19 protein-coding genes and 1 pseudogene are annotated in these 19,896 nt (G+C 61.0%); all 20 read left to right on the top strand.

Going from position 1 to position 19,896, the window contains the following annotated elements; translation table 11 throughout:
- The first annotated feature begins 26 nt into the window (after positions 1–26).
- The 20 genes and pseudogenes from N2604_RS31945 to groL all read left to right on the top strand — a co-directional run bounded on the left by N2604_RS31945 (position 27) and on the right by groL (position 19,691).
- A complete protein-coding gene (locus tag N2604_RS31945) occupies positions 27–377 on the top strand; it encodes a hypothetical protein (protein WP_260371967.1) in 351 nt (116 codons plus the stop codon).
- Between the two features lie 103 nt (positions 378–480).
- Complete coding sequence (locus N2604_RS31940) at positions 481–1,470, top strand: LysR family transcriptional regulator (protein ID WP_260371966.1); 990 nt, start codon at positions 481–483, stop codon at positions 1,468–1,470.
- A 121-nt stretch (positions 1,471–1,591) separates the two neighbouring features.
- On the top strand, positions 1,592–2,533 hold the full coding sequence (locus tag N2604_RS31935) for a fumarylacetoacetate hydrolase family protein (protein ID WP_260371965.1): 942 nt from the start codon (positions 1,592–1,594) through the stop codon (positions 2,531–2,533).
- A gap of 10 nt (positions 2,534–2,543) precedes the next feature.
- Positions 2,544–3,719, top strand: a complete 1,176-nt coding sequence (locus N2604_RS31930; RefSeq protein ID WP_260371964.1) for a LeuA family protein — start codon at positions 2,544–2,546, stop codon at positions 3,717–3,719.
- Positions 3,720–3,735: 16 nt separating this feature from the next.
- Positions 3,736–4,515, top strand: a complete 780-nt coding sequence (locus N2604_RS31925) for an SDR family NAD(P)-dependent oxidoreductase (protein ID WP_260371963.1) — start codon at positions 3,736–3,738, stop codon at positions 4,513–4,515.
- A gap of 159 nt (positions 4,516–4,674) precedes the next feature.
- On the top strand, positions 4,675–6,009 hold the full coding sequence (locus tag N2604_RS31920; protein ID WP_311739676.1) for an MFS transporter: 1,335 nt from the start codon (positions 4,675–4,677) through the stop codon (positions 6,007–6,009).
- A gap of 108 nt (positions 6,010–6,117) precedes the next feature.
- Positions 6,118–6,693: a YbhB/YbcL family Raf kinase inhibitor-like protein gene (locus N2604_RS31915; protein ID WP_260371961.1), complete on the top strand. Its 576-nt coding sequence runs from the start codon at positions 6,118–6,120 to the stop codon at positions 6,691–6,693.
- Between the two features lie 1,216 nt (positions 6,694–7,909).
- Positions 7,910–8,644 carry a GntR family transcriptional regulator gene (locus tag N2604_RS31910; RefSeq protein WP_260371960.1) on the top strand — a complete coding sequence of 245 codons (735 nt, stop codon included), beginning with the start codon at positions 7,910–7,912 and terminating at the stop codon, positions 8,642–8,644.
- Positions 8,645–8,855: 211 nt separating this feature from the next.
- On the top strand, positions 8,856–9,362 hold the full coding sequence (locus N2604_RS31905; protein WP_260371959.1) for an ureidoglycolate lyase: 507 nt from the start codon (positions 8,856–8,858) through the stop codon (positions 9,360–9,362).
- Positions 9,363–9,374: 12 nt separating this feature from the next.
- The gene (locus tag N2604_RS31900; RefSeq protein ID WP_260371958.1) at positions 9,375–10,295 is read left to right on the top strand and encodes an allantoinase PuuE; all 921 of its coding nucleotides are present in this window, start codon (positions 9,375–9,377) and stop codon (positions 10,293–10,295) included.
- 20 nt (positions 10,296–10,315) lie between these two features.
- Positions 10,316–11,188 carry an ABC transporter substrate-binding protein gene (locus N2604_RS31895; protein WP_260371957.1) on the top strand — a complete coding sequence of 291 codons (873 nt, stop codon included), beginning with the start codon at positions 10,316–10,318 and terminating at the stop codon, positions 11,186–11,188.
- Between the two features lie 55 nt (positions 11,189–11,243).
- Positions 11,244–11,915, top strand: coding sequence for an amino acid ABC transporter permease (locus N2604_RS31890; protein ID WP_260371956.1), 672 nt, complete (start codon positions 11,244–11,246; stop codon positions 11,913–11,915).
- A 9-nt stretch (positions 11,916–11,924) separates the two neighbouring features.
- Complete coding sequence (locus tag N2604_RS31885) at positions 11,925–12,596, top strand: amino acid ABC transporter permease (protein WP_260371955.1); 672 nt, start codon at positions 11,925–11,927, stop codon at positions 12,594–12,596.
- A gap of 3 nt (positions 12,597–12,599) precedes the next feature.
- Entirely contained in the window at positions 12,600–13,595 is a 996-nt protein-coding gene (locus N2604_RS31880; RefSeq protein ID WP_260371954.1) for an NAD(P)-dependent oxidoreductase, read from the top strand.
- Positions 13,592–14,368 carry an SDR family NAD(P)-dependent oxidoreductase gene (locus N2604_RS31875; RefSeq protein WP_260371953.1) on the top strand — a complete coding sequence of 259 codons (777 nt, stop codon included), beginning with the start codon at positions 13,592–13,594 and terminating at the stop codon, positions 14,366–14,368. Before N2604_RS31880 ends, N2604_RS31875 begins: the two co-directional genes overlap by 4 nt.
- A 17-nt stretch (positions 14,369–14,385) precedes the next feature.
- Positions 14,386–15,141 (top strand): amino acid ABC transporter ATP-binding protein, encoded by a 756-nt coding sequence (locus N2604_RS31870; RefSeq protein ID WP_311739675.1) that lies wholly within the window; start codon positions 14,386–14,388, stop codon positions 15,139–15,141.
- A 368-nt stretch (positions 15,142–15,509) separates the two neighbouring features.
- A complete protein-coding gene (locus N2604_RS31865; protein WP_260376351.1) occupies positions 15,510–16,466 on the top strand; it encodes an IS481 family transposase in 957 nt (318 codons plus the stop codon).
- A 780-nt stretch (positions 16,467–17,246) separates the two neighbouring features.
- Entirely contained in the window at positions 17,247–17,507 is a 261-nt protein-coding gene (locus tag N2604_RS31860) for a DUF1488 domain-containing protein (protein ID WP_260371952.1), read from the top strand.
- Positions 17,508–17,585: 78 nt separating this feature from the next.
- Positions 17,586–17,903, top strand: a complete 318-nt coding sequence (locus N2604_RS31855; RefSeq protein WP_260371951.1) for a co-chaperone GroES — start codon at positions 17,586–17,588, stop codon at positions 17,901–17,903.
- Positions 17,904–18,044: 141 nt separating this feature from the next.
- Positions 18,045–19,691 (top strand): annotated as a pseudogene (groL, locus tag N2604_RS31850) (chaperonin GroEL).
- Positions 19,692–19,896: the final 205 nt, after the last annotated feature.

The raw sequence follows: 19,896 nt of genomic DNA, 5'->3' as shown, positions 1-19,896 counted from the left end.
CGATCGCGTGGATCGATGGCAGATAATTGAATTCCTGCCCCCCTTCCTTCATCCATATCTATGTTGGCTCTGCGAAGACGGGAACGGGAGCGCCGGAAGGTAATAGGGTGGGCGGTCTCGGCATGTGGATCATGAATGCGATGACCCCAGAGACGCCGGTATCAACCAACTATTATTGGGGTGTCGCCAGGGACTTCCAGGTGCATTGGCCGGAAACGACCCGGCTCATCTTCAACGAAATCACCACCGCATTCGAGGAGGACAAGCAAATTCTGGAGGCGCAGATCGATCGAATTGTTCGCCAGACCGTCGAGCGTCAACATGCCCGCGGATGCGGGAGGGATCCAGGCTCGCCGGCTGCTGCGAACGCTGATTGAAACCCAGCTCGCCCCGGCCTGATCGGCAACCTGCGGAGGCGGCGGTACCAGGCGAAGAACCGTGCCATAATAGGAGATCAATCGTCGGACAGCGAGCAGGGAAATGGGGCCACGCGTCAAGATCGATCCTCGTCGTCTCCTCGATCTCCTGAGCGTGGCAAAGCATCGCTCCTTCAGTGCCGCCGCCGCAGCCATGAACGTTTCGCAGCCCGGGCTCTCCCGCAGTATCGCATTGCTGGAGCGGGAGGTGGGCGCGAAGGTGCTCGAACGCGGCAGACAGGGCGCGCAGCTCAACGCGATGGGTAGGGCGCTGATCTTCCATGCTGAGGCGCTTGAAGCCCTGCTTGAGCGCGCCAGTGAGGACATCCGACTGCGGACGCTGGGCCTCGAGGGATCCGTCAAGATTGGCGTGACGCCGATCACAGCTGCCGGAATCGTGCCGCGTGCCCTCGAGATCCTTGTGAAGGCAGCTCCGAAGGTACATGTGTCCTTGACGGAAGGTCTCGACAGCGAGATCGCCGACATGCTCAGGCGTGGCCATCTCGATCTCGTTGTCAGCCGGATCGGAAGCGGATCGAACGATCCCGAGCTTGAGGAGGAAGAGCTTTTCTACTCCGATTGGGGGCTGATCATGCGGGTGGACCATCCGCTCAGCACACGTTCGTTTGTGCGGCTCTCCGACCTGAAAGACGTGCGCTGGGTGCTGCCCGCAGGCGGCAGCGCGTTCAGGCAGCAGATTGAAAGGCTGTTCGCCGCCTCGGCTCTCGGCTGGCCAACGCGCAGCATCAACACAAACTCGATCCTTGCCATCAAGGCCATCGTCATGAGTACGGACTGCGTGTCGCTGATGGCGCGCGGCTTGGTCGAGGTCGAGGTGGCCGCCGGTCGTTTGCGGGTGATCCCGCTGAAAGGTGTGGGGAGCCAGCGTCCCGTCGGCATGACGTGGAGGCGGAATGACAAGTTGTCGCCGATCGCCACGCGGCTCGTAGAGATCCTCCGCCGCGTGTCGAAAGACGAACTCATTGTGCCAAAGCAAGGTCCGGAGGTGCGTCGGGGAAAAGGCCGAAGGCGCCGCCGCTCTGGCTTTCCATAACAGAAATGCATGGTTTGCGAAAAAGATCGTATTGGACGCATAGATAGCCGCTGGCTACGGTCTCTCCCAAGGGAGGAGAACAAGATCGTCGATCACGCGGGATACCGACCCGCACGCGATCTTGAACATCTGGCCCGCCGGTTTTGGTCGTGCGGAGATCGTTGTTATGAAGCTTGCGACATTCAAAGTGGGGCAGGAGCAGCTCGTTGGCGCCTTGCAAGGGGACGAGGTGGTCGTCCTCAATGTGCCTAATATGCGAGCGTTGTTCGAGATGGGGGCGCCGGTTCAGGAATTTGGGCAGCGCGCCAAGACGACGCGCCGTTTCGCCTTGAAAGATGTCAAGCTTCAGGCGCCGATCATCCCAAAGAAGATCTTTCATACCGCGGGCAACTACGCCGAGCACGCACACGAAGGCGATCGGTCCAACTGGGTGGCGGCGATCAAGCCCTGGATTGTATTCTTCCAGAACGTCGATGCGATCATCGGGCCCGACGATCCGATCATCTACCCCGAGCATCTGACCAAGGAACTCGACTACGAAATCGAGCTCTGCGTCGTGCTCGGCAGGTCCGGCAAACATTTCAGCGAAGCCGAGGCCAAGGACTACATCGGCGGCTACGTGATCTTCAACGATATCACCGCCCGTGACATCCAGCGGCGCGAGATGGAGTCGGCGAATTTCAGCTTCTCCAAGTCGATCGACACGTTCTGCCCGTTTGGGCCCTGGATCGTCACCGCCGATGAGATACCTGACCCCTATAATCTGAACATCGAACTGCGCGTCAACGGCGAGAAGCGGCAGGTGTCGAACACCAGCCACATGTCGGTGACCCTGCCTCAATTGCTGTCCAAGTTTTCGCCGGCAGGTTTTTCCGCGGGCGACATCCTTACCACCGGCACCGTCTCCGGCGTTGCCGCGTTCAGTGCCAACCCGCAGGCCTGGTATCTTAAGCCCGGCGACGTCATCGAAGCCGAGATCGAGAAGATCGGCATGCTCCGCAACCGGGTGATTTCCTGGAAAGAGGGGCATGGCGTGCCTGCCCCGGCATTCCAAAAGTTCTGAGGTGCAGGTCATGATTGATAGATCGAGGATATGGACCGGCTCTCTGAACGAAACGGCTCTTGCCGGCAGGCCCAAGCCATCCGCGAGCTTCTATGACACGACACTGCGCGACGGGGAGCAGGCGGTCGGCGTGGTGTTCGGCGTCGAGCAGAAGCTGGAGATCGCAAAGCTGATCGACGGGCTCGGGGTCGGACGGATAGAGGCCGGTTTCCCCCGCGTGTCCGACGAGGACAAGGAGGCCATTAAGGCAATTTCCGCCGCCGGCCTGAAAGCGGAGCTCTGGGGCTTTGCGCGCGCGATCATCGAGGATGTCGCCGCGGTCGCCGAGCTCGGGCTGAAGCATCTGGTGATCGAGGCTCCGATTTCCGACGCGAAGCTCGGCGCGCTCGAGGTTGCGCGCGAGACCGTGCTCAAGCGCATCAAAGATGCGGTCGCCTTCGGTGCAACGAACGACCTAAATGTTGCGTTTTTCGGTGTCGACTCGACGCGCGCGGATCTGGAGTTCTTCGAGACCGCCTATAAGACGGCGATCGAGGCCGGCGCGAGGGAGCTGGCGATCGTCGACACCCTTGGCGTCGCCTGTCCGGAAGCCGTGGACTTTCTGGTCCGCCGTGTAAAGTCGTGGGCCGGGACCGTTCCGGTCCATTTTCATGGCCACAACGATTTCGGCCTCGCGACTGCCTGCGCGGTTGCGGCGATCAACGCCGGCGCGTCCTGGATCCACGGCACCATCGACGGCATCGGCGAGAGAGCAGGCAACGCCAATCTGCCCGAGATCGCGCTGACCCTGGAGCTGCTCTACGGAATCCAGACGGGCATTGATCTCGCGCGCGTGCGCGATGCATCGAAGCGCTTGCGCCAGATCGCCTCGTATGAGCTCGAGCCGTGGAAGGCGGCCGTCGGCCGCAACCTGTTTATCCGCGAAACCGGTGCGGTCGCGGCACAGTTTCACATTCCGCAGGCGATCGAGCCCTATTCGTCTGAGCTCTTGAATACGTCGCGAGGCATCGTGCTCGGGAAGAAGAGCGGCGCTGCCTCGATTGCCATCAAGTGCAGGGAGCTTGGCATCGAAACTCCCCCAGGAGCTCACGCCAGGCTTCTGGCGGAAGTGAAGAAACTCGCCATGGCGAAGCAGCGGCTGGTCAGCGATGCGGAATTCCTAGAGCTCGCCCGGCAGGTCTCGTGACCGCGCTCAATCTTGATTGGACACGCCGATGAAGAAATTCGCTGAAAAGAAAGTCCTGGTGACCGGCGCGGGTCGGGGGTTCGGCCGCGCCCTGGCGCTGGCTTTCGCTCGGGAAGGTGCTGACGTTGTCGTGCACTACAACAGCTCGGCCGCGGGTGCGGAGGAGGTTGCCGGCGAAGTTCGCGCTTTGGGGCAAAAGGCCGCGACAGTCAGGGGTGACATCTCCAGCCATGCAGACGTCCTGCACATCACGAAAACCTCCTTCGAAGCCCTGGGCGGCCTCGATATTCTCGTCAACAATGTCGGGGACATGGCGCTCGACCAGGTGTCGTGGCGCCAGTTCGACGAGAAGGTGATCGATCACACGCTCGCTGTCGACATCAAGGGTACGATGTTCATGATCCATGAAGTCGGCTCGCGAATGCTGGACGGAGCGGGCGGGGTGATCGTCAATATCGGGTCTCAAGTGGTGATCGCAGGAAGCCCGCGCGCGCCGCAGTACGCCGCGGCCAAGTACGGCGTGATCGGCCTGACCAAATCATATGCGCGCGCGCTGGCACCAAAGGTGCGGGTGAACACGCTGGGCGCGGCCTTCATGGAGACCGAGGCGCTGAAGAACCGGCACGACTGGAAGAACGGCCGCCGCGACGAGATCCTGAAGCAGACGCCGCTCGGCCGGATCGCGACGCCGGAAGACATGGTCGGCCCAACGCTATTCTTGGCAGGCGACGATTCGCGGCACATGACCGGACAATTCCTGCTCTGCAATGGCGGGCTTGCGATGGTGGGTGCCTAGAGCATGATCCGGAAAAGTGTGAAGCGGTTTTCCGAAAAGATCATGCTCAAACATAGAGCTAAAGCGCGATGACGATTTAACCCGATCTCATCGCGCTTTAGCAGGACGATACTGGGCGGCAGTCGAACAGCAGAAATCGACGCCGCGGGGAAGCGACAAATGGAGGGAAACATGACGGCGGTAGACCAGGGAAGCGTGATCGAGACGTCGTTGCCGACCAAATCGTCGCCGGCCTTCAGGCGACTGGCGATCGCCTCGTCGCTTGGCTCGGCTATCGAACACTATGACTTCTTCGTATACGCGTTCACGGCTCCCATCGTCTTCGACCGCTTCTTTTTCCCCAAAATGGACTCCGTCGCGAGCACGATGGCCGTCTATGCGACGTTTGCCGTCGGCTTTATCGCGCGTCCGCTCGGAGGAATTGTCTTCGGCCATTATGGAGATCGCGTCGGCCGCAAGGCGATGCTGATGATGACGTTCCTGCTGATGGGCATCGCCAGCTTTCTCATCGGTTGCCTGCCGAGCTACGATTCAATCGGGCTCCTGGCGCCAATCGGACTTGTGGTTCTTCGCTTCGTCCAGGGCTTCGCGTTCGGCGGCGAATACATGAATGCGGTGTCTCTGACGCTCGAGAACGCGCCGTCTGCGCGGCGCGGCTTCTTCGCATCCTGGATCAATGCCTCGGGTCCCGTCGGCGTCGTTGCGGCCTCTGGCCTCATCGCTCTTCTCGGATTCATTTATTCGCGGGAGGAATTTGCGAACTGGGTCTGGCGGGTGCCGTTCGCCTTGAGCCTGGCTCTGGTTCTGATCGGCACCTATGTGCGCGCTCAGGTGGATGAATCGGCGCTGTTTCTCGCCACCCGGGCCAAAGCGGAGGACGACCGGACTCCTCTACTGACGATACTCAGGTCCTGGAAGAAGCCGGTCCTTCTGGCATGCCTCGTCAATATGGTGCACAGCTCGTTCAATTATATGAGCACGGTTTTCGTGCTCGGCTATGCCGTCAAAACCCTCGGCATGCCCCAATCGTCGATCACGTTGGGCGTGACGGTCGCCAATATCCTGGAGATGTGCGCCGTTCCGTTGATCGCCGGGTTCAGCGACAAGCTCGGCCGCCGGCCGTTCATCATTCTCGGCATCGTGGTCGCCGCCGTGTGGTATCCGATCTTCTTCCAGATATTGCTGACCAAAGAACCGCTGGCGATCATGGCAGGCTTCGTGGTGTCGCTCGGCCTGGTCCATGCGTTGATGTTCGCGCCAGAGGCGGCATTCACGGCAGAGCTGTTCCCGACCAGGGTTCGGGTCAGCGGCAGCTCGCTGGGAAAGCAGCTCGGGATTGTGCTTGGAGGCGGACTGGCGCCTCTGATCGGGACCGCGCTGATGGGCTCAAGCACGAGCTTCACACCGGTGATCCTGTACTTCGAGGTGATCGCGTGTCTAGCCCTGCTCGGCGTGTTCCTGGCACCCGAAAATTCGCGAAAAGCGTTGGAGTGAGTCGGTTTTGGTTCGAATTCTCAGAGCAACTCTGTCGCCGGCCCTAAGAGCTTGCTCGCGCATTGCGCGGAAAGCGGCCTGCCAAGTGCGGATGGAAGGGAGAGCACCTTGACTAGCTTTGCGAAGACTACCTTGGCGAAATTCGCGACCGCCATTCTTTGCCTGGCGTGGGTCGATTCGGTCCTCGCCCAGGAGCTGTTTGAGCTCAGGTCGCCGGCGTTCGACGACAACGGCAAACTTCAGACGAAAAATGCGGGGAAGAACCCCAATGTTCCAAGCTGCATCGGCGACAACGTCTCACCACCGCTGAGCTGGTCTGGCGTCCCGGCTGGAACAAAAAGCCTTGTGGCCCTGATGGACGACCAGCAGGGCATGAACGGTCTCGGCGTGTCGCACCTGGTCGTGTACGGCATCGAGCCCTCGTTGACCGGCTTCGCGGAAGGTGAGCTCGGCTCTGCCTCTGACAAGTTTGTAGGGGGTAAGAATACTCTGGGGACCACCGTCTATTTAGGGCCGTGTCCCGCCCGCGGCACCGGGCAGCATCACTACGTCATCACCCTGATTGCAACGGATCTCGACCGTTCCGCGCTTGCTCCGGGACTCACGCGGGAAGAGCTCCTCCGCGAGCTGAAAGGACATGCGAAGGGTGCTGCAGGGACCGTTGCGCGTTTCGAAAGTCCGTAGATCGGGTCGGTCTCGAGCGCCCACTAACATTCAAATCGTAGGGTCCCCTGCGCCGTAGGTTGCCTCCTGCTGAGATGAAAAAGCGCTTGTACATCGGGGATTGACTGACACTTCTGCGGACTGCCTCTCCATCGCATCCGGCTGCCCAATCAATTAAACCGTGGTTGCGCCTCCGCGATTTGAACCTGCAGTCCAGGTCAAAAGGAAGCCGACGAGGGGCACCAGCGCCTACGGTACGATCTCGGCACCGACCACAGGCCGTCTTCGATTTTCCACGACAGAGGCCGCTTTCGCCTGACTTGCAGCTGGAAGTCTTTCCAACTTTCGCCATTGTGAGGGTAAATCTGCACTCGCCCCACCGGCTCACGAACTGCCCTATGCGAAGGACTGGATGAGATATCGCAGGCTTGATTGGTGTGGGTAAAGGCGGTAGCGCTCCAGTGACTCGAACCCCCGATATTTCGAATATGTCGATCCGCCAAACACGACGAACTTTGCAGTTGGATTTCTCATTGTAAGTCATTGATCTCTAATGATGGATTTTGGCCCAGTTGGAAAAATTGTCTTGAAGAATCAAGGGCCATAGCGTGTCTCTTAATCAGCGGGTCCCAGGTTCGAGCCCTGGTGCGCCCACCATTCCAAAGCCCTGCTGATGCAGGTTTTTTTCATTTAGGCTCCTGAACAAAATGCGTTCCGTGCGACGTTTTTTTGTGGTCGGACGTCGCACGGCCAGATTGCTGCGCAAGCCTTCCCTTGCTTCTGGGTCGTTGCCCTGTTCGATACAGCGGCCAGATCAGATGGCAGGTCGACCACGTGCTCGTCGTGGGGTCGGCTGTTAGGGTGAGCAGAACGAACGATCTACTCTGGCTGTCGCAGCAGGGTAACGCTTGCTGCAAAACCAGGACCCCGGATTGTTCCGGTCGGGCATTCTGCTCCCACGGCCACGATTTTCCACCCCAAACTACGATCTTCTCCGATGTTGCGCACATGGTCGGGCGGCGCTGCCGCGCGTCGATTCGGCCGACGTCGAGGGTCGAAAAAAACCATCGGTATCCCAATAGAATACACCCGGCTTATGCCGCGGTGCGGCGATAAGGTGCCTTGTGGCACGTCCTCGCCTGCTCGATGCCGGATTTGTCCGGTGCGAGGTATCTCGACAAGCCGCGGTAGCACGATTATCAACTGCTACTGGCGAACGGCGGCCCGAGGATCGAACGTGACCAAATCGACTGCGCGCAAACGCTTATCCGCGACAACCTCTTCGCGCGCAACGGCAGCAGAGGCACCGAAGCCCTCTCGGCCGAACGGCAGCGTGACCGAGGCGACCTATCGAAAGCTCCTGGATCTGATTGAATCGCGGCAACTTGGACCGGGCGAGGTCATCGAAGAGCGCCGGCTTGCGCTGCGCCTTAAGGTGTCGCGTACTCCGCTACGTGCCGGAATCAGCCGTCTGCTGGGCGAGGGCAGGCTGGAACAGCTTTCGAATGGCTCGGTAATCGTGCGCAATATCGGTATCGCCGAGTTGCTCGAATTAATTCATCTACGACTCATTCTCGAAAGCGAGGCGGCCTCGCTTGCTGCAACCCGTATCGGCCTCGATGTCCTGCAGCCGATCAAGGCCAGCCTGGAGAAGATCCTGTCCACAGCCGTGATCACCAAGACCAAGCACTGGACGCTGGATGACGAGATTCACGACCAGATCGCCGATCATTGCGGCAACCGCTCTCTCGCCACCCTGATCGGAGAGACCCGCCGCAAGATCAGGATGTGCAATGTGGAGCGGCGTCCCGAACGGCTGTTGCCCGCGTGTCGTGAACACCTCGCAATTGTTGATGCCATCATCAAGCGAGACGCAGTGGTGGCGCGGCAAGCGATGATCCAGCATCTCACCAATGTCCGCCAGGGCATGCTGGAAACATTCGGGATATTTTTACCCGAGAGCCACGGCTAATCGCCGTCACTGAAAGGTTTCCCGAACGGCGCCAGGCCTGTCCGGGGCGCGCTGCATTCTGCCTGAATTTTCACTTCAGATTGCTGCTCATGTGAGCAGAGGTCACGGCTCGCGCGCTTGACAAGGTGGTATCGCCAAGCTCCAATGGTATCCCACTGGTATAACTGAATTCGCGCGATGCTATTTGCATCGTTTCCTGGCTAGAGCTTTAATGATCGCCTGTCCTTCGCATACGGTTTCGCTCGAGCCGCTGTCCGCCGAGGCCTTTGCTCCCTTTGGCGATGTGGTCTTGCGCCCGACCGGTGAGCGGCGGCGTTACCTTCCGACCATGCTGAACTGTGCCGACGAGGCGCAATCATTCCGGCTCTGGATCAGCGGCGCGGCCGTGCTCGGACGGCTCCCGCTGCGGGCGACCACACTGGAGCGGCACCCCTACTCGGCGCAGACTTTCGTGCCGCTCGGCTCCGCGCGCTATCTGGCCGTCGTCTGCGCAGCGACGTCGGGCGGTGATCCTGACCTGGCGACGCTGCGCGGATTCATCGCCGGTCCCAATCAGGTCGTCACCTACGCGCGCAATGTGTGGCATCATCCGATGACCGTGCTTGACGCCCCCATGGAATTCGCGGTGGCGATGGGTGTAACGGGCCAGCAGGACGATGATGTGTTCTTCGGTCTCGATGCCACGGTGACCATCGTCATGCCGCCGGCCGCTTCCTAGAAGGTAACGACCATGACCGCGCAAGCCGACCAGGATCGCGATTTCATCGGCTACGGACGCAACCCGCCGGATCCAAGATGGCCTGGCGGCGCTCGCATCGCGCTCAACATCTGCGTCAATTACGAAGAGGGATCGGAGGCTTCATTTGCCGATGGCGACGGCGTCACAGAGGCGGCGCTGACGGAGGGCGGCGGGGGAGGATTTGAAGGGCGCGATCTCGCCGCTGAATCGATGTTCGAGTATGGCAGCCGTGTCGGTTTCTGGCGGTTGATCCGGTTACTCTCCGAGCGCGGCATGACGGCCACGGTCATGGGCTGTGCGCTTGCGCTGGAGCGCAATCCGGAGGCGGCCGCTGCCATCCGCGAGCAAGGATACGATGTGTGCGCCCATGGCTGGCGCTGGGAGCGGCATCAACATCTAGGCGAGGACGAGGAGCGCGAGCGGATCCGCAGGACAGTGGCGAGCCTCGCCCGGACGACCGGCGAGCGACCGCTCGGTTGGTATTGCCGCTACGGCGCCGGAGTGAACACCCGCCGGCTGGTGGCCGAGGAGGGCGGCTTCCTCTACGATTCCGACGCCTACAATGACGAGTTGCCGTACTGGACCACGGTGGTCGGCAAGCCGCACCTGGTCGTCCCCTATGGTCTTGTCAACAACGACGCCAAGTTCATCCGCGGCGCGATGACGACCGCCGACGACTTCTTCGTCTATCTGAAGGATGCCTTCGACATGCTCTATGCCGAAGGCGCGACCGCGCCGAAGATGATGTCGGTAGGCCTCCACACCCGGATCGTCGGTCATCCGGGCCGCGCCGCGGGCCTTGCGCGCTTTCTCGACCACGTCGCCTCGCGTGAGGCGGTGTGGGTGTGCCGACGCCTCGACATTGCCCGGCATTGGATTGCCACCCATCCTGCACAACCCCGAAAGTCTTGACCCATGGAAGGACCCGACCGATGACGCTCCGATCGAAGCATCTTGCAATCGCGCTGATCCTGGCCGGGGTCCAGGTGGGAGGCTGGATCGAGGCTCATGCCCAGGAAGCGGATCACCCCTCCGACAAGCCGCTGGTCGTCGCGTCCGATTTCGGTGTCGCGCCATGGATGGTGCGAGGCACGAACGGTCCTGAGGGCTTCGGCGTGGACCTGATCAACGAGATCGGCAAGGAACTCGGCCGTCCGACGGTCGAGATCGTGGACATCAACTTCTCCGGGTTGTTTGCGGCATTGTTTGCCAAGCGGGTCGAATTCCTGGTTAACCCGCTGAACCTGACGGCCGAACGCTCCGAGCGTATGCTCTATACCGAGCCGCTGTTCACCACCGGAAACGGCTTTCTGGTCCGCACCGTCGACGAGATGAAGGCCTTTGACGATCTGAAGGGCAAGGCGGTGGCGGTGAACCGCGGCACCATCTCGGACACCTGGGCAACCGCGAATGCCGAGAAGTATGGGTTCGAGGTACAGCGTTACGACACCTTTCCGGACAGCGTGCAGGCCGTGCTGACCCGGCGCGCATTCACTGCGTTGAACGAAATCCCCACCACCGTGTATGCCGCCAGCCAGAACAAGGCGATCAAGGTCGGCTACAAGGACTTCAACGGTCGCAACTTCGCCTATGCGTTCCGCCTGGAGGACACCGAGTATCGCAACAAGGTCGAGAGCGTGATCGAATGCATGAAACTCGACGGGCGGCTGCGCAAGCTGCATGAGAAGTGGTACGGGGCCACTCCAGATGCCGGCTCGGCCATCGAGACCGTGTATTTCGGCTACGGGCCTCCCGGCTTCAAGGGCTTCGAGCCGGCCGCCCATGTTCCGGCCTGCAAGAAGTAGTCGGGCACCGCGGCCGGATCGCAAGAGCGGTCCGGCCGCCATTTGGTGACAGCCGATGGACCGTATTCTCGAGTACTATTTCAATCCGAAGGTCATCGCACTCGCGTTTCCGAACGTGCTGGCGGGCTTTCGCGTGACGGTTGCCGTAGCGCTGCTGATTATCCTGTTCGGCATCGCGACGGGGCTGCTGCTCGCGCTGCTGCGTTGTGCCAATTTGCGGCCGTTGAATGCGTTGATCGTCGTTTACGTGGATGTATTGCGGACGCTGCCGCAACTCGTCATCATCGTGTTCATCTATTTCGGCCTGCCGTATCTGGGACTCACCCTCTCGCCGTTCGTGACCACGGTGCTGTCGCTGGCGATGGTGCTGTCGGCGTTCAGCACTGAGATATTCTGGTCGGCCATCATGGCGGTGCCCCGCGGACAATGGGATGCCGCGAGCGCTCTCGGGTTTGGGCGGGTGCGTACGTTGCTCCAAATCATTCTGCCTCAGGCCGTCCGGCTGTCGGTGCCGCTTCTGACCAACCGAGCGATCTCGATCAGCAAGGGCACCGCACTGGGCACCGCGGTGTCGTTGCCGGAGACGCTGGGGCAGGCGCAGAGCGTAACTGCAATGGTCGCGAATCCCTCGCCATTGACGCTCGCGGCGGCCTTCTACGTGCTGTTCTTTCTGCCGCTCGTGATTGCCAGCCGCTGGATCGAGCGGCGATCAGCGCAGGGACGATGAGAGAGGGCCATGCAAGCGCTGCTGGACAATTTTGCCGATATAGACGCGCTGGTGCGGGTCTACCCGCTGCTGCTGCAGGGCCTGCTTTACACCGTTACCCTGGCGCTGGTGGCGCTGCCGCTCGGCCTCCTGCTGGGCCTGTCCATCGCTGTGGCCTACAGCTTCCATCATCGCTGGCTGAACGTTGCCTTGCTGGTCTACATCGATGTCTTCCGGGCGTTTCCGGTGGTCGTGCTGCTGATCCTGGTATTCTACGGCCTGCCGTTCCTCGGGTTGACCTTGGGCGGATTTGCTGCCGCCGTTCTCGCGATCGTGCTCAACAATTCCGGCTATTACGGCGAGATTTTTCGCGCCGGAATCGAATCCGTGCCTCGCGGTCAGTACGAGGCGGCACGCGCGCTAGGCTTCAAGTCGCTGCATGTCGTGCTCTACATCGTGCTGCCGCAGGCCGTGCGCAATGTGCTGGCGCCGCTGGCGAGCAACTCACTGGAACTGATCAAGACCACCTCGATCGGTGCTCTGGTCGCGCTGCCTGAGCTTCTGCGCTCGGCGCGTGTAGCTCAGGAGCAGACCTATAATCCGACGCCGCTGATGGCGGCTGCGGTGATCTTCTTCGTCTTGCTGTATCCGATTGCGCGTTGGGTCGCGCGTCTGGAGCGGCAGGCCCTTGCGGCACGGTAAGCCATGGCCACGCTGATCACGGGTGGTGCGGGATTTGTCGGACTTGCGCTGGCGGAGCGTTTGCTGGCGGCAGGCCAGCGCGTCGTGCTATTTGACTTGCCGGCGGCTCCGACGGAGTTGCTCGGGCGCCCCGAGCTTGCGGGCGCGGTCTATGTCAGCGGCGATGTTACGGTCCAAGCCGATCTCGACGCGGCGCTCGCTGCCGCGCCGATCGACCGCGTGGTTCACGCGGCTGCGGTGACACCGAACGAGCAGCGCGAACGCAAGGACGCTCGCCGGATCGTCGATATCAATATCGGCGGCACCGTCAGCCTGATGGAGCGCGCGATCGCGCACGGCGGAATTCAGCGTATCGTTGTGGTGAGTTCTGTTGCCGTCTACGGGTTTTCTGCACCTGCCCCCTCAGGCTGTTTTGAAGAGGAGATCAGTCATCCGGCTCCCGCCGCACTCTACGGTATCAGCAAGCTTGCGGCGGAACAGGCGGCGATCAGGATCGCGCATCTCCACGGCTGTGACACGCGGATCGTCCGGCTCGGCCCGGTCTATGGTCCCTGGGAATGGCCGACAGAGGTGCGCGATGCGCTCAGCCCGCACCACCAGGTCCTGCAGGCGCTCAAGTCCGGTCGAGAGGCGGTGCTGCCGCGCGCGATGCGTGCCGACTGGATCTACTCGCGCGATGCCGCCGCCGGCATCGCCGCCGTCGCCATGCATGCGGCCCTGCGCCATGCAGTCTATCACGTCGGTGGCGGTTGCCTGTCAGACCTCGAGGACTGGTGCCGCGCCCTCGCAGGCCGCCTTCCGGATTTCCGGTGGCGCTGCGCCGATCCGGGCGAGACTGCTGGCATCCTCTACACCCTACCTGTTGACCGCGCGCCGATGAGCATCGCGCATCTCGTGCGTGACACCGGGTTCAACCCGGCCCATCCCGTGGACGCTGCGGCTGCGGATTATCTGTCCTGGATGGGTCTCGATGGCCCGGCCTCTGGAGGTACATCATGACGGGACGGTTGCTCGGCAAGTCGATCGTGATCACCGGCGCCTCGTCGGGAATCGGGCGCGCCATCGCACGACGGTTTGCGGCTGAAGGCGCGCGGCTGGTTCTCGCCGATGTCACCACCGATGTTCGCGAAGGCGGCGCGCCGACCATCGATTGGCTGCGGGCAGACGGCTACGAGGCGGAGTTCATTCGCACCGACGTCTCCTCCGAGACCGATACCGCGCAGGCGGTTGCGCTCGCTGTGGAGAAGTTTGGCCGGCTCGACGGTCTCGTCAACAATGCGGCCATCGGCATCGGCAAGCCATTGCTCGAGACCAGCCTTTCGGAGTGGAACCGGGCGTTTGCGGTCAATCTCACCGGCGTATTCCTGATGAGCAAGGCAGCGGTAGCGACGATGCTGAGGCAGGACGCACACAAGGGCGTACGCGGACGGATCGTCAATATCTCGTCCCAGCACGGCATGATCGCCTGCCCGGAGGATATCGCCTACGGTACTTCGAAGTCCGGCGTGGTCTACATCACCCGGCAGATCGCGGTGGACTATGCGAAGGATCATATCGTCTGCAATGCCGTCGCGCCTGGGAAAATCGTGACCGGCAAGCCGGGGCGTGCGGCGGAGCCGCGATGGATGGAGTATTCCAGCAGCAGGACGCCGATGCCGCGCCTGGGCGTGCCCGACGACGTGGCGAACGCGGCGCTGTTTCTGGCTTCCGATGATGCCACCTTCATCACCGGAGAGAACATTCTCGTCGACGGTGGCTGGATGGCCGCATGATAGGTACGGAGACATCGATGACCGGCTACACTGAAACCGCAGCCCCCGTGATCGATCTGCGGGGCGTCAGCAAATGGTACGGCGCGACCCAAGTGTTGAAGGGTATCGATTTTTCCGTGGCACGGGGCGAGCGCGTGGTGGTGTGTGGTCCATCCGGCTCTGGCAAGTCGACCATGATCCGCTGCATTAATCGGCTGGAGGAGCATCTTGACGGAAGGATTATCGTGAATGGGGTGGAGCTTGACCACTCCACCAAGAACGTTGACCTGGTCCGCCGGGATGTCGGGATGGTGTTCCAGCAGTTCAACCTGTTTCCGCATCTCACTGTGCTGCAGAACCTAATGATCGCGCCAGTCAAGATCCGCAAGATCCCCAAGCCGGAGGCCGAAGAAACGGCGCGGCAGTTTCTGGCGCGGGTGCGGATCGCCGAGCATGCGGACAAATATCCGAGCCAGCTGTCGGGCGGACAGCAGCAGCGCGTCGCGATTGCGCGCGCACTTTGCATGAAGCCGAAAGTCATGCTGTTCGACGAGCCGACCTCGGCGCTCGATCCAGAAATGGTCCAGGAGGTGCTCGACGTCATGGTCTCGCTCGCACGCGAGGGAATGACCATGGTATGTGTGACACACGAGATGGGATTTGCCCGCACCGTTGCGGACCGGGTGGTATTCATGGACGCCGGCCTCATTGTCGAAGAGGGATTGCCTCAGGAGTTCTTCTCGAATCCCAAGCACCAGCGCACGCGCGCATTCCTGAAGCAGATCATGCACTAGCCACAAGGCGGGAAGAAGCGCGCGATGGCTCGCATGAACAAGGCACCGTGTCCCCGGGGCACCGCCGCGTTCACGCTGCGCGAGGCGGGCGACGCAATCCAACGCGCTGCCGGCCGTTGGTCCGTTGGGAAGATTGTCGTGATGATTTGAACGATTGGTGCTTCGCGTCGGTGCTCGCTGGCACTGCATGCCTCGCCCGCGCTTGGGTCGTGAGAGCATGCTTCAACCTATGCCTCAGCCCTGTTTTCCATTCGGAAACAGCAGCCAAGCTATTGAACTGACTAGATGTGGTCTTTCAGGAGGTTGTCCAGTCGGCCCTGACCGGGAACTCTGAAGTCGCCAAACCACAGCGATTCGCGGAGAACCGAATGGACACCCACAAGAATGCTCCCCTGACACCGAAAGGTCGAGAGGCGATGGTTCGTGCCGTCGTGGATTTCGGCCTGTCCAAAGCAGCCGCGGCGCGCCAGTTCAATACGACGCCGAAAACGGTTGCCAAATGGGTCGGCCGTTTCCGCATGGAAGGCGTTGATGGCTTGCGCGACCGCTCGTCACGACCTCATTCACTGCCGAGCCAAACAGAGCCTGCCACATGCACCGCTGTTGAGGTCTTGCGGCGCCAGCGCCACACCGGCAAGCAGATCGCGGTCGAACTCAAGATATCGACGGCCACTGTGAGCCGCATTCTGCGTCGTTTGGGACTGAACCGGATACGCGACCTGGAGCCGGCCGAGCCGGTGCGCCGTTATGAGCGCGAAACGCCGGGCGAGATGATCCACATCGACATCAAAAAGCTCGGCCGCTTCGACAAGATCGGCCACCGCATCACCGGCGATCGCACCGGTCAGAGCAACAACCGAAGGGTCGGCTGGGAATTCGTCCACGTCTGCATTGACGATCACTCCCGCGTCGCCTTCTCCCAGATCTTGCCCGATGAAAAAGCCGAGAGCGCCGTAGCCTTCCTCAAAGCGGCCATTGATTATTACAAAGGCCTCGGCGTCACCGTCACCCGGGTCATGACCGATAACGGCAGTTGTTACAAAGCCTTCGACTTCCGCGACGCCTGCCAGGAGCTCGGCCTCAAGCACAAGCGAACCAGGCCTTATACGCCCAAAACCAATGGCAAGGCCGAACGCTTCATCCAGACCGCGCTCAGGGAGTGGGCCTATGCGCAAGCCTATCCCACCTCCGACCGCCGCGCAGAGGAGTTGCCCCGTTGGCTCCATCGATACAACTGGCATCGCCCCCACGGCGGGATAAGATCTCAAACGCCGATCAGCAGGCTCGGTCTAACCGAGGACAACCTCTTGAGGCTCCACAACTAGAGCGAATTTCGCCCATTTTTTCCAAATACGCCTTGAATCTGCTGCATAATCGTGCGGATTTTGATTCCGCCATTCGGAGGTTCGATCTCTCCCGCCCCAGCCAATTGATATTGCTTGCTAAATCGCCGTCGCCCTTGCTCCATTTGGAAAGGGCGGATTCCGCTGTCCGTTGGAGACGTCGTTCGCCACCATTCACTCATAACATCTTCCAGAAACTCGAAATCAGTAACCCGACGGTGTTCGTGATTTTCGCATAACGATCGCTCGGTCCCCGAGGACAAGCTGACCACCTGTTGGATTGAGCGCAGTACGCGTGACGGTCGTACCTTGCGAATGGATCGCACCAACTGCGACCGCCCCGACATTCAGCTCGTTAGTCATTTCATCGGAGCCAACCAGCTGTCTGCTTGAGCCGAGGGCGCGGGTCCGCCGAGGGGACTACCACTGAATAACTATTGCAGCGACGATCAACGCCCCGAAAAAGATCGGCAGCAATACCGGAGGTATGAGCCACTCACGAACACTGGATCTATCGATATTCGACATTTGGGACCGCCTTTTGAAAACGGCGGGAGCGCAACACTCTCAGTCACCGATAACAGCCAGGGATGGGCGGTGATATGGGGGATATGGTGACGCTCCGCGGAATAACGAGGCTGGTCGTAACTTAAATGTCGTGGGGAGGTTGTAATCCGATTCCAGAGTAGCCATTTATGGCTTAGCGTAGTCGGGTCGCTTTTAGCATATCTTCCCGTTGCGCAAACTTGATCGGACCCAACCGTGATCGAGTTTCCAAATTATAGTCGTTCATATGACCGAACGCGGCATGCCGTACGTTTTTGGGGATACGATAGCGCGCTAGAGGCATCGTTTTTCATAGAGGAAGACGCGCTGAGGCGACTTCAACCGGACGCTCACCCCAATGAATCGGGTTTCCTGAACGCATTCGATTCCAATCGTGCTGTGATATGCGCCGCCGCTGCCAGGGTGTACGTCCGAGGCAGCAGGGGTTCTTGCGATCTGGTCGCCGCTAATTTTTGAAATGAAGACTCACGCTTGATGGACGTGGAAGAACGACTGCCAATCCAGAAATAATCCCAAAAAGCAAGGGAGAATCGCATGAAATTCCGTCCGCTCCATGACCGTGTCGTGGTCAAGCGTATTGAGGCCGAGGACAAGACCGCTGGTGGCATCATCATTCCGGACACCGCCAAGGAGAAGCCCTCCCAGGGCGAAGTCATCGCCGTCGGCCCCGGCGGCCGCGACGAAATCGGCGACCTGATCCCGATCGACCTGAAGGTCGGCGACCGCGTCCTGTTCGGCAAGTGGTCCGGCACTGAAGTCAAGATCGATGGCGTCGATCTCTTGATCATGAAGGAAAGCGACATAATGGGCGTTCTTACTGATCTGCCGGCCGCCAAGAAGAAGGCCGCGTAAGCGCCAGCCAGCTTTCCTTACCCTGAGGACTCGGCCTAGCCGGGTTCTCGAAGGATGAGGTCCGCAAATCAAATCCCATGCCTCAAGAGTTCGCCAGTTGCGCGGTCTTTGGGATCTGACCAGTTGAAAACGGAGATCACCATGTCAGCCAAAGAAGTCAAATTCGGCGTCGATGCCCGCGACCGCATGCTCCGCGGTGTCGAAATTCTCAACAACGCGGTAAAGGTGACGCTCGGTCCGAAGGGCCGCAACGTGGTCCTCGACTAATCGTTCGGCGCTCCCCGCATCACCAAGGACGGCGTCACCGTCGCCAAGGAGATCGAGCTCGATGACAAGTTCGAGAACATGGGCGCCCAGATGGTGCGCGAAGTCGCCTCCAAGTCCGCTGACGCCGCGGGCGACGGTACCACTACCGCGACCGTGCTGGCCGCAGCCATCGTGCGCGAAGGCGCCAAGGCGGTTGCCGCGGGCATGAATCCGATGGATCTCAAGCGCGGTATCGACATGGCTGTGGATGCCGTAGTCGCCGACCTCGTCAAGAACTCCAAGAAGGTCACCTCGAACGAGGAGATCGCTCAGGTCGGCACCATCTCCGCCAACGGCGACGCCGAGATCGGCAAGTTCCTCTCCGATGCCATGAAGAAGGTCGGCAACGAGGGCGTGATCACCGTCGAAGAAGCCAAATCGCTCGAGACCGAGCTCGAGGTCGTCGAGGGCATGCAGTTCGACCGTGGCTACATCTCGCCCTACTTCGTCACCAACGCCGACAAGATGCGTGTTGAAATGGACGACGCCTATATCCTGATCTACGAGAAAAAGCTCTCCAGCCTGAACGAACTGCTTCCGCTCCTGGAAGCAATCGTACAGAGCGGCAAGCCGCTTGTTATTATCGCGGAAGACGTGGAAGGCGAGGCGCTCGCCACCCTCGTCGTGAACCGTCTGCGCGGCGGCCTGAAGGTCGCGGCCGTCAAGGCTCCGGGCTTCGGCGATCGCCGCAAGGCCATGCTGCAGGACATCGCGATCCTGACCGGCGGCCAGGCGATCTCGGAAGATCTCGGCATCAAGCTCGAGAACGTTACGCTCAACATGCTCGGTCGCGCCAAGAAGGTGATGATCGACAAGGAGAACACCACGATCGTCAACGGCGCCGGCAAGAAGGCCGACATCGAGGCGCGCGTGGCCCAGATCAAGGCGCAGATCGAGGAGACCACTTCGGACTACGACCGCGAGAAGCTCCAGGAGCGTCTTGCCAAGCTCGCGGGCGGCGTCGCGGTGATCCGCGTCGGCGGCGCGACCGAGGTCGAGGTGAAGGAGCGCAAGGACCGCGTTGATGACGCGATGCATGCGACCCGCGCGGCCGTGGAAGAAGGCATCGTTCCGGGCGGCGGCGTCGCCCTGCTCCGTGCCTCCGAGCAGCTCAAGGGCCTGCGCACCAAGAACGACGACCAGAAGACCGGCGTCGAGATCGTGCGCAAGGCGCTGTCGGCGCCCGCTCGTCAGATCGCGATCAACGCCGGTGAAGACGGCTCGGTCATCGTCGGCAAGATCCTGGAAAAGGAGCAGTACGCCTACGGCTTCGACTCGCAGACCGGTGAGTATGGCAACTTGGTCGCCAAGGGCATCATCGACCCGACCAAGGTGGTTCGCGTGGCGATCCAGAACGCAGCCTCGGTCGCGGCTCTCCTGATCACCACTGAAGCCATGGTGGCCGAGGTGCCGAAGCGGAACGCCGGCGGCGGGCCTGCGGGTGGCGGCGGCATGGGAGGCATGGGTGGTATGGACTTCTAAGTCCAACCGTGCAGCGCTCAAAGAAAAAGAATGGTCCGGCAGCGATGCCGGCCTTTCTGCATTTTCTTGCGCCTGATCGCGGTTGCCCAGCTCAATTTGCCACAGGCCGCAATACTGACACGTCAGTACGGCTTTCAGCCCGAGCTCGTATCAGCCCCTCCGAGAACTTGGAATTGCCGCGCTTGCGATGGGAATAGCCGATCAG

The organism is Bradyrhizobium sp. CB1015 (assembly GCF_025200925.1).
Lineage (GTDB): Bacteria > Pseudomonadota > Alphaproteobacteria > Rhizobiales > Xanthobacteraceae > Bradyrhizobium.
This window is presented reverse-complemented; position numbering and strand designations above follow the sequence as displayed.